Annotated in this window: 20 protein-coding genes and 1 tRNA gene; 10 read left to right on the top strand and 11 right to left on the bottom strand. The window is 63.1% G+C overall.

The window, feature by feature from the left end; translation table 11 throughout:
• Positions 1–99 precede the first annotated feature (99 nt).
• The 4 genes from GGQ99_RS00950 (at position 100) to GGQ99_RS00965 (ending at position 2,063) form a co-directional block, all read left to right on the top strand.
• Positions 100–711, top strand: coding sequence for a LysE family transporter (locus tag GGQ99_RS00950; protein ID WP_183260038.1), 612 nt, complete (start codon positions 100–102; stop codon positions 709–711).
• Between the two features lie 11 nt (positions 712–722).
• On the top strand, positions 723–1,199 hold the full coding sequence (locus GGQ99_RS00955) for a GNAT family N-acetyltransferase (protein WP_108607414.1): 477 nt from the start codon (positions 723–725) through the stop codon (positions 1,197–1,199).
• A 155-nt stretch (positions 1,200–1,354) separates the two neighbouring features.
• Positions 1,355–1,648 carry a GYD domain-containing protein gene (locus tag GGQ99_RS00960; protein WP_108607415.1) on the top strand — a complete coding sequence of 98 codons (294 nt, stop codon included), beginning with the start codon at positions 1,355–1,357 and terminating at the stop codon, positions 1,646–1,648.
• A gap of 124 nt (positions 1,649–1,772) precedes the next feature.
• Positions 1,773–2,063, top strand: a complete 291-nt coding sequence (locus tag GGQ99_RS00965) for an HlyU family transcriptional regulator (RefSeq protein WP_108607416.1) — start codon at positions 1,773–1,775, stop codon at positions 2,061–2,063.
• 58 nt (positions 2,064–2,121) lie between these two features.
• Here GGQ99_RS00965 and GGQ99_RS00970 read toward each other — a convergent pair whose 3' ends face one another.
• Positions 2,122–2,724 carry a TetR/AcrR family transcriptional regulator gene (locus GGQ99_RS00970; RefSeq protein WP_108607417.1) on the bottom strand — a complete coding sequence of 201 codons (603 nt, stop codon included), beginning with the start codon at positions 2,722–2,724 and terminating at the stop codon, positions 2,122–2,124.
• 69 nt (positions 2,725–2,793) lie between these two features.
• Here GGQ99_RS00970 and GGQ99_RS00975 point away from each other — a divergent pair, with 69 nt between their 5' ends.
• On the top strand, positions 2,794–3,219 hold the full coding sequence (locus GGQ99_RS00975; protein ID WP_108607418.1) for a VOC family protein: 426 nt from the start codon (positions 2,794–2,796) through the stop codon (positions 3,217–3,219).
• Between the two features lie 131 nt (positions 3,220–3,350).
• Here GGQ99_RS00975 and GGQ99_RS00980 read toward each other — a convergent pair whose 3' ends face one another.
• The 5 genes from GGQ99_RS00980 to GGQ99_RS01000 form a co-directional block, all read right to left on the bottom strand.
• Entirely contained in the window at positions 3,351–3,770 is a 420-nt protein-coding gene (locus tag GGQ99_RS00980; protein ID WP_183260040.1) for a universal stress protein, read from the bottom strand.
• A 70-nt stretch (positions 3,771–3,840) separates the two neighbouring features.
• Entirely contained in the window at positions 3,841–4,080 is a 240-nt protein-coding gene (locus tag GGQ99_RS00985) for an HP1242/YdcH family protein (RefSeq protein WP_183260042.1), read from the bottom strand.
• Positions 4,081–4,175: 95 nt separating this feature from the next.
• On the bottom strand, positions 4,176–4,406 hold the full coding sequence (locus GGQ99_RS00990; RefSeq protein WP_108607420.1) for a hypothetical protein: 231 nt from the start codon (positions 4,404–4,406) through the stop codon (positions 4,176–4,178).
• Positions 4,407–4,506: 100 nt separating this feature from the next.
• The gene (locus GGQ99_RS00995; protein ID WP_183260044.1) at positions 4,507–4,812 is read right to left on the bottom strand and encodes a hypothetical protein; all 306 of its coding nucleotides are present in this window, start codon (positions 4,810–4,812) and stop codon (positions 4,507–4,509) included.
• Positions 4,813–4,909: 97 nt separating this feature from the next.
• Entirely contained in the window at positions 4,910–5,176 is a 267-nt protein-coding gene (locus GGQ99_RS01000) for a hypothetical protein (RefSeq protein WP_183260046.1), read from the bottom strand.
• 200 nt (positions 5,177–5,376) lie between these two features.
• Here GGQ99_RS01000 and GGQ99_RS01005 point away from each other — a divergent pair, with 200 nt between their 5' ends.
• Positions 5,377–5,871 (top strand): YciE/YciF ferroxidase family protein, encoded by a 495-nt coding sequence (locus GGQ99_RS01005; protein ID WP_108607423.1) that lies wholly within the window; start codon positions 5,377–5,379, stop codon positions 5,869–5,871.
• A 113-nt stretch (positions 5,872–5,984) separates the two neighbouring features.
• On the opposite strand, the gene GGQ99_RS01010 is transcribed toward GGQ99_RS01005, so the two are convergent.
• The 4 genes from GGQ99_RS01010 to GGQ99_RS01025 form a co-directional block, all read right to left on the bottom strand.
• The gene (locus tag GGQ99_RS01010) at positions 5,985–6,179 is read right to left on the bottom strand and encodes a hypothetical protein (RefSeq protein WP_108609813.1); all 195 of its coding nucleotides are present in this window, start codon (positions 6,177–6,179) and stop codon (positions 5,985–5,987) included.
• Positions 6,180–6,281: 102 nt separating this feature from the next.
• A complete protein-coding gene (locus GGQ99_RS01015) occupies positions 6,282–6,509 on the bottom strand; it encodes a hypothetical protein (protein WP_183260048.1) in 228 nt (75 codons plus the stop codon).
• Positions 6,510–6,635: 126 nt separating this feature from the next.
• Positions 6,636–7,172: a TIGR00645 family protein gene (locus GGQ99_RS01020; RefSeq protein ID WP_108607425.1), complete on the bottom strand. Its 537-nt coding sequence runs from the start codon at positions 7,170–7,172 to the stop codon at positions 6,636–6,638.
• A 341-nt stretch (positions 7,173–7,513) separates the two neighbouring features.
• On the bottom strand, positions 7,514–9,586 hold the full coding sequence (locus tag GGQ99_RS01025; protein WP_183260049.1) for an OmpA family protein: 2,073 nt from the start codon (positions 9,584–9,586) through the stop codon (positions 7,514–7,516).
• A gap of 206 nt (positions 9,587–9,792) precedes the next feature.
• Between GGQ99_RS01025 and GGQ99_RS01030 the strand changes: the two genes are divergently transcribed.
• Positions 9,793–10,239 carry a YcgN family cysteine cluster protein gene (locus GGQ99_RS01030; RefSeq protein WP_108609814.1) on the top strand — a complete coding sequence of 149 codons (447 nt, stop codon included), beginning with the start codon at positions 9,793–9,795 and terminating at the stop codon, positions 10,237–10,239.
• A gap of 217 nt (positions 10,240–10,456) precedes the next feature.
• Positions 10,457–10,870: a hypothetical protein gene (locus GGQ99_RS01035; protein WP_183260051.1), complete on the top strand. Its 414-nt coding sequence runs from the start codon at positions 10,457–10,459 to the stop codon at positions 10,868–10,870.
• Positions 10,871–11,055: 185 nt separating this feature from the next.
• Here the strand turns inward: GGQ99_RS01035 and GGQ99_RS01040 are convergent, their stop codons facing one another.
• Positions 11,056–11,775, bottom strand: coding sequence for an SIMPL domain-containing protein (locus tag GGQ99_RS01040; protein WP_108607428.1), 720 nt, complete (start codon positions 11,773–11,775; stop codon positions 11,056–11,058).
• A 134-nt stretch (positions 11,776–11,909) separates the two neighbouring features.
• On the opposite strand from GGQ99_RS01040, the gene GGQ99_RS01045 reads away from it, so the two are divergent.
• Together GGQ99_RS01045 and GGQ99_RS01050 are read left to right on the top strand one after the other, a co-directional pair.
• Positions 11,910–11,985, top strand: a tRNA-Ile gene (locus tag GGQ99_RS01045).
• 554 nt (positions 11,986–12,539) lie between these two features.
• Positions 12,540–13,889, top strand: a complete 1,350-nt coding sequence (locus GGQ99_RS01050; RefSeq protein WP_108607440.1) for an ammonium transporter family protein — start codon at positions 12,540–12,542, stop codon at positions 13,887–13,889.
• Positions 13,890–14,127 lie beyond the last annotated feature (238 nt).

Below are 14,127 nucleotides of genomic sequence, written 5' to 3' on the forward strand. Positions count from 1 at the left end.
CGTTCCTGGGCCTGGGCACAAAAGGCAATGGTTGCGAAATCGGGTGGCTTCCGCAGGCGCGCCTGTTCAATTATGGTCCTGGCGACCTGGGAGGTTGCCGTGTCGATCGAATTCCTGCTGACCACGCTGATCATTGTCGCTTCGCCCGGCTCCGGTGTTGTCTACACGCTCGTTGCCGGCCTTTCGCGCGGCGGCAAGGCAAGCGTGCTAGCCGCTTTTGCCTGCACGCTCGGCATCGTGCCGCATCTGATCGCGGCGCTGACCGGCATTGCCGCGCTGCTGCACACCAGCGCGCTGCTGTTCGAGATCGTCAAATATGCCGGCGTCGCCTATCTGCTCTACATGGCATGGCATAGCCTGCGCGAACATGGCGCGCTCAAGATCGAAACCAACGCCGATCCGCGCAGCACATGGCAGGTGCTGATCGACGGCATCCTGGTCAATCTGCTCAATCCGAAGCTGTCGATCTTCTTCGTCGCCTTCCTGCCGCAGTTCATTGCACCCAACGAGCCGAACGTGCTCGGGCGGATGCTCGAATTGTCCGGTGTCTTCATGCTGGCGACGTTCGTCATCTTCGCCATCTACGGCCTGTGCGCCGCCGCCATGCGCGACAAGGTGACGAGCAGCCCGCGGGTCATGACCTGGATGCGGCGGACCTTTGCTGCGGCCTTCGTCATGCTCGGCGCCAAGCTGGCGCTGACCGAACGCTGAAGGGCCATGTGATGCAGTTCAGCATCGGCCGCGAAGATCCGGCCACGCCGGGGGTCATCGCGCTGCTGGAAGACGGCGACGCCTATGGCGCGTCGCTCTATCCGGCCGAAAGCAACCACTTCCTGCCGCTCGAAGCCCTCAGGGCCGACAATGTGCATTTTGTCGTCGCGCGCGACGATCAGGGGACCGCCGTCGGCACCGGCGCACTCGCCATGGCGGACGGTTGGGCCGAACTCAAACGCATGTGGGTGATACCGGCAGCCAGGGGCAAAGGGCTTTCCAAGGCGATCCTGGCCGAACTCGAGGCTCGTGCCAGGGCGGTCGGCCTTACCTTGCTGCGGCTCGAGACCGGTATCGCCAATCACGAGGCACTGGCGCTCTACGAGCGCACCGGGTTTGAGCGTCGAGGGCCGTTCGGCGACTACGGCGAAGACCCGCTCAGCGTGTTCATGGAAAAGCGCCTCGCCAGCCCAGGCCACAGCGGCTGAGCGCCAGAGGCCCGCTGCCGCCCCAGCACAGCACGAACTTGCACCTGATACGGAGGGGGAGGATACTCCCGCGCGTGGATGCATTGAGGGCGACGACCCGGATGCCCGCCCCGGCTATTTGAGCCGTGCTCCGTGGCACCGGAGGGAGGTGTGCCATGACGACATATATCATGCTGCTCAATTGGACGGACCAGGGCGTGCGCGAGGTGCGCAACTCGCCCAAGCGGCTCGACGCGGCCAAAAAGCTGCTCGGCGACATGGGCGGCTCGTTCAAGCAGTTCTACCTGACCATGGGCGAATGCGACATGGTGGCGGTGGCCGAGGCGCCGGACGACGCGGTGGTGGCGCGCTTCGCGCTGATCCTTGGACAGGGCGGCAACGTCAGGACGCGCACGTTGAAGGCATTCCCGGAACTTGCCTATCGCGAAATCATCGCATCGCTCGGCTAGCGACCGGCAGTGAAGAGGCAGGGCGCACGTGCGGTGCGTGTGCCCTGGCTGCCGCCGGTTCGAAACGCCTCGACTGATTCAGGACAAGCGTCTAAGCTTCGGAAAAACAACGGGAAGAACAAGCATGTCGTTTCTGAAGAGGCTTTTTGGCGGTGGTGGCGGTGCGGCCGAGCCCGCCGCTGCGGCCGTTGCCAAGGAGATCGAATACAAGGGCTTTTCGATCAAAGCGATGCCCTACAAGGAAGGCGGCCAGTTCCAGACCTGTGGCGTGGTTTCCAAGGAAATCGGCGGTACGGTCAAGGAGCACAAGTTCATCCGCGCCGACCGCTTCGCGGCACTCGACGATGCCGTCGAAGTGTCGCTGACCAAGGGTCGGCAGCTGGTCGACGAACAGGGCGAGCGCATGTTCGGCTGAGGCTGGCGGCGATTGCCTCGCAGATCATGGCCCGGCCCTTGTGCCGGGCTTTTGCTTTTCAGGGTCGCTCGCGTAGCATCAGCCCGTCAATGACCGCCGAGATGACGGCAATCTCGTCTTCGGGTGGGGCGCCGGCATCGATCGCCAAGGCTGCTCGGTCGAAGGCGGCGGCAAGCAGGCCGGTCAGCGCAGCCAGCGGCAGCTTGCGCATGGCGCCGGCCCGCATCGTGGCGGCGAGGCCCTCGCGCAAGGTGCGGTTGCCGTGGCGGTTGTCGATCTCGTCCATGCCGGCGCGGCCGAGCACAGCGGGGCCGTCGAGCAACAACAGCCGCGTCCTGCCGGGCGAGCGCATGGCTTCGATATAGGCCTTGCTGCCGGTGAGCAAAGCTTCGCGGGCGCCCATGGCTTGCGGTGCAGCATCCTCGATTTCGGCGGCGACCGATGCCGCCTCCTGCTCGGCCACGGCGCGGAACAGCTCCTGCTTGTCGGCAAAGTGGTGGTAGAGGGCGCCGCGCGTGACGCCCGCGGCGGCGACGATCTCCGGTGTGCTGGTCTCGGCGTAGGATTTTTCGGCAAACAACCGGCGTGCCGCCTCGATCAGGAGGGCGCGTGTCGCCTCGGTGCGGTCGCGGTTGGAGCGGCGCTCGGTTTTCTCTTGCATGCATGCAGCCTGTATGTTAGTTCACATTTACATGCAGACTGTATGTTGATTGAGGAGAGAAGGAAAGCCATGAAAACGACGAGCTACTATCCCGTGCTAATGACCGGCGATGTCGCCGGCACCGCCGCTTTCTACATCAAGCACTTCCGCTTCGCGTATGAGTTTGACGCTGGCTGGTATGTCCATCTGCGGTCGACGGAAGACAAGGGCGTCGATCTCGCCATCGTCCAGGGCGACCACGAGACGATCCCCGAGGAGGGGCGCGGGCGGGTCGCCGGCCTGCTGATCAATTTCGAGGTCAAGGATGTCGATGCCGTGCACGCGCGGCTCGTCGCGGAAGGGCTGCCGATCCTGCGCTCGCTGCGCGACGAAGACTTCGGACAACGCCACTTCATCACCAGGGATCCCAATGGCGTGCTGATCGACGTCATCACACAGATCCCGCCGAGCCCCGAGTACCTGGCGATGTATGTGCCGGATAGGGTTGAGGCCTGACGCAAATGAAAACGGAGGCGCCGCGAGGCGCCTCTTTTGATGTTCCGCTCAAGGTGATGGGAAACCTCAGATCGACGCGTCGCTGCCACGCTCGGCGGGATCTGAGCCCTCGGTAGCCGGCCTGGGATACTCTATCGTACGACCAGGACCGGGGCCTTGGAGTAATGGACGACCTCTGCCGTCTGGCTGCCGAGCAGAAGCCTGCTCACGCCGCGGCGGCCGTGGGAGGCCATGACGATGAGGTCGCAGCCACGCTCCGCGGCGGTCTCGACGATCGCTTCGGCGGGCGACTCGCCGAATGCCTGGACCGGCTCCACGCTGACGCCGATCCGGGAGGCCGCTTCTTTGGCGAGGCTCAGCGCTGCATCGGCATGCTTTTGCTGGGCATCGCTCCACGAAGCCATCGTGGCAGGACTGTTCAATGGATAGGGCTCGGTGACGGTGATGACCGTGACCTTGCTGCCAAGATTCTTGGCCAGCGTCAGCCCGTGGTCGACGCCCTTCTGCGCAAGTTCGGAACCATCGGTGGTTATGAGGATATGCGTGTACAAATCTACCTCCACTGCTTGATCATCGTCGTATTGATCGGGTCCCGCGGCCGGCGGCTGCGGGGGCAGTCCATCAGCTTGCTGCGACAGCGCCTGCGATCGCGTCCTTGAGCATCAGCCGGCGCTTTCGCAACGTCGCCTCGTGTTCCTGGCTCACCGGTTCGATGTGGGTTTCAGCCTTGTGGATCTGGTCGTTCACATCGTCATATTCTTCGAGGATACGAGCGAAACCGGCGTCCTGTGCTTTCAGGGCGTGAATGGTATCTAGCTTGCCGGGAAATTCCTCACCCAGGGTGTGCGGTGTGTTCGACATTTCATCTCCTTGCGAATTGTCGAGGCAACTATAGTGCCAGGCGGAGGCGTTGAACTTGATCTGGGTCAACTTCCAAAGGAGCAGGGCGGCGCAACTCAGCTCCTGTCGATGGCCCGCAAATGATGGTGAAGGACGTTGATCTCTTGCCAGCCGTACTGCGACCCTGAGCGCGTGACGATCCTTGCGGTGTCGTGCTGCCTGCGCAAGGGAACGTTGACCGCGTGCCGCACTGCCTGTGAAAGGTGATCGAACAGCATCCCCGGACCCAGCCGGCTCTCGTAGAAGGTGGCCGGTTCGGTCCAATCGATAGACCTGACGTCTTTCATCGTGCAACCGCTCCTGGGAAGCACATATCAACGCGCATTGGCCCCATATCGATCCGCGTTGCGTTCAGCTCGCACCCGCGGTGGAAGGACTGCGATGTTGTCACCTCTGGTCGTTGTAGGGTTCCTTCATCTGGCCGATCATTCGTGCCAGCTTGGAGAATGAGGGAATATCCGCTTCCGGCTGGCATTGGTTGGCAAGTTCCAGCACCCTGATCGGGAAGTTGATGGCGTCGCGATTTGACGACGACATTCCCTCTGATCGATCTTCGGCGGTCTCGCTCGCTTCGGCTTTGCGCAAGGCGATGTCGATTTCCTCGACCGTCAGCACACCCTTGCGGACGAGGACGTGATTGATAGCTGCGATGGCCATGATCAGGCCTTCGAGTTGCAGGTTGGCGACGTTCATGGCGATTGGCTCCTTTCAACGAAGCAGCAACGCCTGAACGCCGAATCCGATCCGGTTGATGGGTGATGTTGACGGATGCAAGTCGGGCTGGGCGGGGTCAAGACTGCCAGAACCGCGCCCGCTTCATCCTGTAGCCAGGCTGCTCGCTGCCGCCTGGTCGTTCAAGGATATGCGTGCTGGTGCCCGGCGCGTTCTGGCCATCTGAATGGCGCGCCTTTTCGTTGGTCTCGCCAACGGGCTCCGTGTTGCCGTATCGGTCGGCCGGCTGCTTGTTTTCGGCAGCCTGCTGCGAAAAGGCATCGCTGGGATCCAGGCCTTTCCGTGCGACTGGCCTGCGTGCGCCGGTTTCATAGTCGTTCTGCATCGATTGTCTCCTGCTGCTGCAGGACAACATGGAGTGGGGCGTAAAGTTCCTTCGCTGCGCGGGGAGCGTGGTCGGTCCGCCGTTGTGGAGGCACGACACGGTGCCAGCAGGTCGAGGGGGAGTTCTTGCTGTTTTGGGAGGAACCTTCTTGCCTGTGATCCATTCCCTCCCTTGCCAATTCCGGCAAGGAGCAATCCCAAATGAAAACGCTGGCTGAGATTTTCGAGCATACACTCGAGGATATGTATTACGCCGAGAACGCCATCACCAAGGCCCTTCCGAAGGTGGCCAAGGCGGCCAAGGACGCCAAGCTGAAGAAGGCTGCCGAGGATCATCTCGAAGAGACCAAGGGCCAGATCAAGAAACTGGAGCTGGTCTTCAAATCCATCGGCAAGAAGGCTTCGGGCGAAAAATGCGATGCGATCGAAGGCCTGATCAAGGAGACCGATGGGCTGATGGAAGAGGCATCTGGCACCGCACTGGATGCCGGTCTTCTGGCAGCGTGCCAAGCCGTCGAGCACTACGAGATTGCCCGGTATGGATCCCTGCGTGAATGGGCCAAGGACCTTGGTTATGACGAGGCTCACACGCTCCTGAGCGAAATCCTCGACCAGGAGAAGGCGACGAACAACAAGCTGACAAACCTCGCGGTGACGGCGATCAACAAGACATCGGCGACCGCGAAAGCGGCATAACGCTTACGCGGGAGTGGCAGGAACTACGGCGGACGAGGGCAGGGGCCCGTGCGGCGTCGGCAGGGAGTGGCGGGCTGCCTGGCGCCTGAACCATCATGCCTCGGCCATGGCAACTAGGTCGGGGAAACGACAGCGAGCACGGCTGCAATACCAAGCAGTAGCGGGCCCATCCACTTGAAGTGTTTTACGAGATTGCCCAGCCACGCTTGATGGGGTGGAACGGAAAGCTCAATGTATCCGAACCCAATGGCCGCCATCCAGACACCGGCGCAGGCCATGATGATCTCGTCGATGTAGGCTGAAAACACGCTGTCGATCTTCCCCGAGTGAACCACCAGGAAACCAGAAATGGGGCTGAGCGACAAGCAGCACTGGTGGGAGACCGGCAGTCCGCTACGCTTCGTTCGCCCTTACCTTTTCCAGTTCATGGCGATCGTTGCCGCACCCAGCACCGCTACGGCGCAGCCGAGAATGAACGGCGGAATGAAATAGGACAGCGCCTCGCTGTCTTCCCAGCGCAGCCGGAAGTCGTTGCAGCCGGTGCCGCCGCCGTAGGCATTGAGCCAGACCCACATGCCGAAGGTGGCCGCACAGATCAGCAGGCCTGCGGCGGCCAGGACATATCCTAGAGTGCGCAAAGTGGCCTCCTGCCTCCCGCCGTTCCGGTCGAGCGACGTCCGGGCCGCCGAAGGCTGAATCAATCCAGTGGGTTGGCCGGCGCGGCTGAGACGATGAATCCGCGCCGTGAGATGCCGTCCGTCCGCTCAGAGGCTCGGGCCGTCTTCCGTAGCCGCCTTCTTGGCGCCCTTGGCAAGCCCTGTAAGACGATCGATGTAGGCCAGCAGCAGCGCCGACAGCACGAAGGTCAGGTGGATGAGGGTCAGCCACATCAGCTGGTCGGAGGTGTATTGCTGGTTGTTGAGGAAGACCTGGAGCAGGTGGATCGACGAGATCGCGACGATGGTCGAGGCGACCTTGATCTTGAGCGAGCTGATGTCGATGGTGCCGAGCCAGTGGACCTCGCCGTCATGGTTGTCGAAGCGGCTGACGAAGTTTTCGTAGCCGGAGATGATGACCATCACCACCAGCGAGGCAACGAGTGCTGCGTCGATCAGGCCGAGCACCTTCAGGATGGTGTCGGTCTCGTCGAGCACCATGACCGTCATGACAAACCCGTAGAGCTTCTTGGCGAAGGACAGCGCGTAGATGGCGAGCGCCACAGCGAGACCGAGATAGAACACCACGAGCAGCCAGCGCGAGGCGAGGATGATGGATTCGACGGCGTGTTCGAGGCGTTTCATGAGACGTCCGAAATTTTGAGATTGGAAATCGAGGCGGTGCCGACGAATGCAACAGGTTTTGGGATAAAACAAGGCCCGGCCGCTGGAGGGGGATTCGGCCGGGCCTGTTCTCCTGAAACGTCGGAGATGGGACGGGGCAGGGAACCACGTCGCTCTCAAAGTGGCATCAAAATCCAGCGAATCAATGGCGAAAGCCGGGTCATCGCGTGATTGTTACCGGGCAATGCGGCGTCTGGACGCCGGCAGGATGCCCGGTACCGGGCGCCATCCGGCCAGTCAAACGGGCAGAAAAAAGCCCGACCCGCGAGGTGCGGGCCGGGCCTTTTGGGATGCCGCGTATGCTAGTTGGCGCTGGCGATGGGGGCCACCAGCGGGGTGATGCGGCGGATGGCGACGCGGCGGTTTTCGCGCTCCGGCTGCTGCGACTTCACCTTGAGATAGCGCTCGCCATAGCCTTGCGTCGACAGGTTCTCCGGCGCGATGCCGAAGACATTGGTCAGCGCGTCGGCCACGGCTTCGGCGCGGCGGTCGGACAGCGCCAGGTTGGCGACGTCGGAACCGACGGCATCGGTGTGGCCTTCGATGAGGAAGGTTTCGGCCGGGTTCTTCTTCAGCATCTTCTCCATCGCGTTGGCGACGCCTTCGAGCTTGGCAATCTCGGCCTCGGGGATCGAGGCCGAACCGAATTCGAAGCTCAGCGTGTCGAGGTCGACACGGCGGGCGATGTCGCGCACGCGGGCCGAACGCTTGACCTCGTCGACCGAATAGAGGCGCTTGACGCGCTCCACCGGCGGCTGCTCGAGGAAGTCGTAATAGGCGTCGTCATCTTCGACATACTGCGCATCGAGGATATATTCGTTGCGCGGGATGTGGAGCTGCAGCGGCGGCAGGTCGAGGCCTGGATCGCGCCATTCGTCCATCTCGCCGTAATACTGGTCGTCGACATAGCTCAGCACATATTCGCGGCCGTCGGGCGTGATGCGCGAGCGCTGCACGACGTCGCCGTAGCGGTTGCGGATGGTGATGATCTGGTTGCCGTTCTCACGGACGATCACCTCCCGGGTGCGGCCGCGCGGCAGTTCCTCGTAGTACACCTCCTGGGCGTCACGCGTCATGCGCGGCCGGTCGTTGCTCTCGACGATGACCTGGTTGTTGATCTGGATGATCACCCGGTCGCCGATTTCGCGCAGCACTTCGGTGCCTTCAGGACGCGGCCTGCGGCGCAGGTCGACCTCGGGCATGCGCTCGATGCGGGTACCCTTCTCGGCGGTGACGGCCTGGATCTCGACCGGCTGGGCCTGTTCGGTCGCGGCCTTGTCGTCGACAGGCGGCGGGCCGGGATCGACCGGTACCGGCTGCGGCTGGACGGTCTGTCCACCGGCCTGGCCTTCGGGCGCTGGCTGGCCTTCCTGGGCGGGCTGCGCAGGCTGGCCTTCGGCTGCCGGCTGCTGGCCGCCGGCCTGTGCGGGCGGCGTTTCCTTCTGGCTGTCGAGCAGCGGCGCCTCGTTCGGGTTCACCGGCGGTTGGTTTGCAGGTGCTTCGCCTTGCTGGGCCGGCTGTTGCGGCTGCTCACCCGTTGCAGGCTGTTCGCCGGTAGCCGGCTGCTCACCGGCAGCTGGTTGCTCGCCCGTTGCGGGCTGCTGAGGTTGCTCTGCCGCAGGTTGCTCGCCCTGGGCCGGAGCTTCGCCCGAAGGCGTTTCCGGTGCGGGGGCCTGCTCAGGTGTCGGCTCGGCAGGCTTCTCCGCCGGCTGCTCGGCAGGCTGTTCGGCCTGCGGCTTTTGCTCGGGCTGTGCTTCCGGCTGGGGAGCGACTTCGGGTGTCTGGGCTGGTTCCTCTGCAGCCGGGGCCTGCTCCTTCGGCTTGCGCTTGGGCGCTGGCTCTTCCGCCTGCGGTTCGGGCTGCGGTGTTGCCTCCGGCTCGGCGGCAGGCTGTTCCTGCTGCTGCTGTTCGGCGGCGGGCTCACGCTTCTTGCGCCTGGGGGCGGGCTCTTCCGCCTGCGGCTCCGGCTCTGCCTGCGGTGCGACCTCCTGCTGAGGCGCGGGTTCTTCCGCCGGTGCCTCGCGCTTCTTGCGGCGGGGCTCGGGTGCCGGCTCTTCGGCCTGTGGTGCCGGTTGTTCGGCCTGCGGCTCCGGCGCGGGTTCGGCCTGTGGCTGAGGTTCTGGCTGGGGCTCAGGCTGCGGTGCCGGCTCCGGTTCGGGGGCCGGCTCTTCGGCCGGGGCCTGCTGGGCGCCCTGGCGCGCCGCGCAGGCTTCGGCCGTTTCGCCTTCCTGGCAGTCCGACTGCACGCGGATGAGCGGCAGCGATGTGCCCGCATCAGACAGCGCGCCATTCGGCAGCGGCAAGGCGCCCAACGGCGCGGATGCCATGAACAGGCCGATTGCCGTGCCTGCGAGAATCCGTGGTTGGCGTTTCATCGTTGGAAATCTCCTCGAAGTGAACTTTGGGTCCCGTCCCGGCCCAAACAGATGGAACCCTGAATGGTTCCGCTCCGCCCGGCAGTCGCATGGTTTCGGGGCATTTGCCCGACGGCAACAAGGCAATATCGTGGCTTCGCTGAACTGGCGATGAATGCAATGGCTGCGTGCTTGACGCGGCCGGCGATGCGCGCCAAATGCCTGCCATGGACGAGCCTTACTGGAAAACGACGCCGCTGGAGGCGATGAGCCCCACCCAGTGGGAGGGGCTGTGCGACGGCTGCGGCAAATGCTGCCTGTCCAAGCTCGAGGACGAGGACACGGGCGAGATCTACTGGACCAGCGTCGGCTGCCGGCTGTTCGACGGCTCCACCTGCCGCTGCTCCGACTATGCCAACCGCCTCGCGCGCGTGCCGGATTGCGTCGGGCTGACGCCTGACAACGTGCGCACCATCGCCTGGCTGCCCAGCACCTGCGCCTATCGGCTCGTTGCCGAGGGGCAGGACCTCTACTGGTGGCATCATCTGGTTTCGGGCAGCAGCGAAACCGTGCACGAGGCCGGCATCTCGGTGCGCGGCAGGCTTACGGCCTCCGAGGACGATCTGGCCGAACCGGAAGACTATTTCGAGCACGTTCTCGAAGAAGAGCCGTAAGGCTCGCCATATTCCCGACCATTTCGGCAGGCTATTTCGCGGTCGCGCGGCGACTCACAAACGCGTGATCGCATCATATTATCTAACGGAATCAGCAGCTTGCCAGATGAACCGAAAATGAATGCACGGTTCGAAATCGGTTCAGCTTGGACGGTGCAATCTACAGCCATCGCTCAGGCAAAGACGGCTTGACGCCACGGAGTTCAAGGAGAAGACCATGTTCGACAAGATCAAGACTGCCGCCCTTTCGGCCCTTATCGGCTTCAGCACGCTGGCCGCCATTCCCGCTACCGCGCAGGCAGACGGCCTCTACCTGAACCTCGGCCAGGGCGAGCCGCGCGTCGGCATCTATGTCCAGGACGGCTACCGTGACAATGGCCGCTGGGACAACCGCAACGACGGCCGCTGGGACCGCAATGACGGCCGCTGGGGCGGTCGCCCCGATCACGGCCGCTGGGATCGCCGCTGCACGCCCGACCGTGCGCTCGACAAGGCCGACCGCATGGGCCTGCGCCGCGCCCGCGTCGTCGACGTCAACCGCCGCACCATCACCGTCAGCGGCCGCAAGTATGGCGAGCGCGTTGCGATCAGCTTCGCCCGGGCCCCGAACTGCCCGGTGGTTCGCTGGTAACAATGAGATCGGGCGTTGCCCGATCGGAGTAGCGGGAGCCCCTTTTCGCAAGAAAGGGCGTGGCTCCAAACAAAACCCCGGAGGCCTGGCCTCCGGGGTTTTTTATTGCCTGCACTGAGGACTCCGGGAAAACCGGGAAAACCAAGGGCTGCCGCTGCCGCCACGGCAGCCCTTGAGTATCTGTGTCAGTTCTTCAGTTCGAAGGTGACGTTGACCTGCACGCGGTAGGCGTTTTCGCCGGCTTCGACGGGAACCGAACCCGCCGCCGCACGGTCGAACGACTTGGCCTGCTGCAGCGGCATCGGCGGCGGCGCGAAGGACTGGTCGGCGATCTCGATCACCTTGCCGAGGCTGACGCCGGCGGCTTCGGCCAGGACCTTGGCCTTGGCGATGGCGTCGGCGACCGCAAGCTTGCGCGCCTCGGTGATCACCGTGTCGGGCTTTTCGTTGGTGAAGTTGATGCCGCCGCCCTGGTTGACGCCCAGCGACACCGCCTTGTCGAGGATCTCGCCGGTCTTGGTGATGTCGCGGATGCGGACCGACAGCGTGTTGGTGACCTGGTAGGCGACGAGTTCGGCTTCCTGCGATCCGTCGGGCTTGTTGGTGTAGTTGTAGCGCGGCTGGATCTGGATGCCGGCGGTCTGCAGGTCGCGTTCGGCGATGCCGGCGGCCTTCATCGCGGCGATGACGGCGGCCATGGCGTCGTTGTTGGCGTCGAGCGCCTCGCGCGCCGTCTTGGCCTCGCGCATCACCGACAGGGAAAGCAGGGCAAGATCGGGCGCGACCGAAGCTTCGCCTTCGCCGGTCACAATGATGCGCGGCGGCGGCTGGTTGTCGGCGCGGGCGGCGGCAGCGGGAACTGCGAGTGCCGCTGCAAGAGCGAGCGCCATGTATTTGCGATTCATAATATAATCTCCGTTGTCCTGAGCCCTTCGAGAGTGTCGAATAGGGGCGGATTATGGGTGGATTGCGGCAGCGCGCAACAGATGCGCGAAGATGGCTTGTGCCAGCGCGCAAAACTTACTATCCAGCCCGCGTGGGGCCTGTAGCTCAATGGTTAGAGCCGGCGGCTCATAACCGCTTGGTTGGGGGTTCGAGTCCCTCCGGGCCCACCATTCTTGTTCAAACAAACAATCTCTTTGCTCTTGCATTCCGCTGGTTGGACAGCGCAGCCAAGGGGGAGATATGGCTTGTTCATTTCGGCATATTTCGCAGAAGCAGTAGACTTGGGACTATAGGTCGACCGTCAAGGTATTATATGCGGTCCGGCCTGATGTCGGTTTCTCGGACACGTAAGGCAGGCGGCAGGGCTCGCTCCCTGAGACGCGAAGGCGGTCATATGCGACTCAAGACTTCTGCATGTACTGGGCGGAAGATCGAAATGCGCGCCTAAGTCGCCATTCGCCGGCCTGAGGTGTGGCGAGGCGAAATGGCCGGAGCCGAATCCGGTTTGTGCAACCTCATCCTTTGATACCAGGTGTTTTTCATCGCCTGATGATTTTCCCTGGCAGGAAAATAGTTTCACTCCCTTGATTTAATCTTCGCCCCAAAACAAAGTAGTCCGACCCACTTGCCCTTGGGTAACGTCCAAGCCTCCACCTAGTTGGGGCGAGGAAGCCACAAAGAAAAGCCGGGGACAGGGGCAGCCGGCATCAGAGGGGATGAATATATGGAAGGAACGACAACAGCATTTTTCGCGGGACAGGTGACGCTCACCCAGCTTGTCCAGAATCTGGTCTACGCTTCAGGTACGGTGGGGGCGCTGACCGTGGTCGCAGGTCTTCTGATGATCGATGCGGGTACCACGCGAAGCGCCAATCTCTACAATTCCACGATCGAGAAGATGGTGGGCTTCTTCATCGGGTTTGCGACCTACTTCATCATCGGCTTCGGCTTCTGGGCGGGGCAGTACTACATCATGTCTGGCGGAACCATGATGGATTCGCTCAAGGATTGGTGGTTCTTCGGGGCGCTGTCGAACGCGCACGCACAAACTGTCGATCCGGCGGTCTGGCCCGGGCTCAATACGTTCCAGATCTTCATCTTCTTCCTTGCCTGTTTCGCAGGTATCGTGAACGTCCTGCTCCATTTCGCGGTGTCGGAGCGCATGAAGGCTTCCGCCTTCTACATCACCTGCGTCGTGGCCACCGTGGTCTCCTCGGTCTTGAGTTGGGCGGTCTGGGGGTCGGTCGGCCCGCTGACGAACGCCGGCTTCCACGACTTCTTCGGCATCGGGTTCGTCTATATCTTCCCGACGGGCATCGCGATGGTCCTGGTGCCGCAACTGGGCAAGCGCCCGGGCATGTTTGCGCCTCACCCGAAAGTGCCGTCCTACAAGGCACCTTCGATCGGGCTCGCCGCAACCGGCCTGATCACGATCTTTGCAGGCCTGCCGATGGTCATTCTGTCCTGCCTGTTCTTTTTCGACCCCGAGACCTATGCGGTTTCGGTGACCATGGCCAACACCAGCGTGGGCATTGCCTTCAACAACTACGGCATCTCCTGGGCGGGTGGCGCCATCACCGGCGCAATCATCTCCTACCGTACGAAGAACTACATCTATCTGCTGCTCGGCCCGCTTGCCGGGTACGTTTCGGGCGCGCCAGGCTTCGACGTCTACTTGCCCTGGCAGATGTTCCTGGTCTCGCTCGGGGCGCCGATTGCAGCCTGGATCGTCTACAACTTCACATCGAAGCGTCAGATCGACGAGCACAAGCTCTTCCCGCTGTTTATCGGCGCGGGCTTCTATGCGCTCATCATGGTCGGGCTGGTCAAGTCGGGCACGCCGAGGGGCGGCTACTTCGGCGTCACCGAAGGCGCGTATGCGTTCCAGCACGGTCAAATCAGCGTGCTGATGCAACTTGCGGGCTTCGCGCTCTGCCTTGGCGCCGGGATACTGACCGGGCTGATCCTGTCGGTGGTGCTCAAGGCCACGACCGGGCTGCGGGTGCCGGAGGATGCGCAGGCGGAAGGGCTGGACAAGCTGTTCTGGGGCCTCGAGAACGAAAGCAAGAGCTGAGCGAAGCGCCGGTGCCGCGGCTCACGTCGCGGCACTGGCGCACAGCATCATCCCGGACAGGAACCCATGTTCCACCGGGTATGCCGCAGGTGGCCGGTGGAAGGCATTGGCCGCCCGGTTGCTGTCTTGGAAGGTGCGCTAGCTAGATTGTCATTTTAGTGAATTCGCGCCCGCTGTCCGGGCACCAGATGGAGAGCCTTTTGATATGGAGGTATCCTGGCGGACTGGTTGGCGCTGA

This window comes from Aminobacter niigataensis (assembly GCF_014200015.1).
Classification (GTDB): Bacteria; Pseudomonadota; Alphaproteobacteria; order Rhizobiales; family Rhizobiaceae; genus Aminobacter; species Aminobacter niigataensis.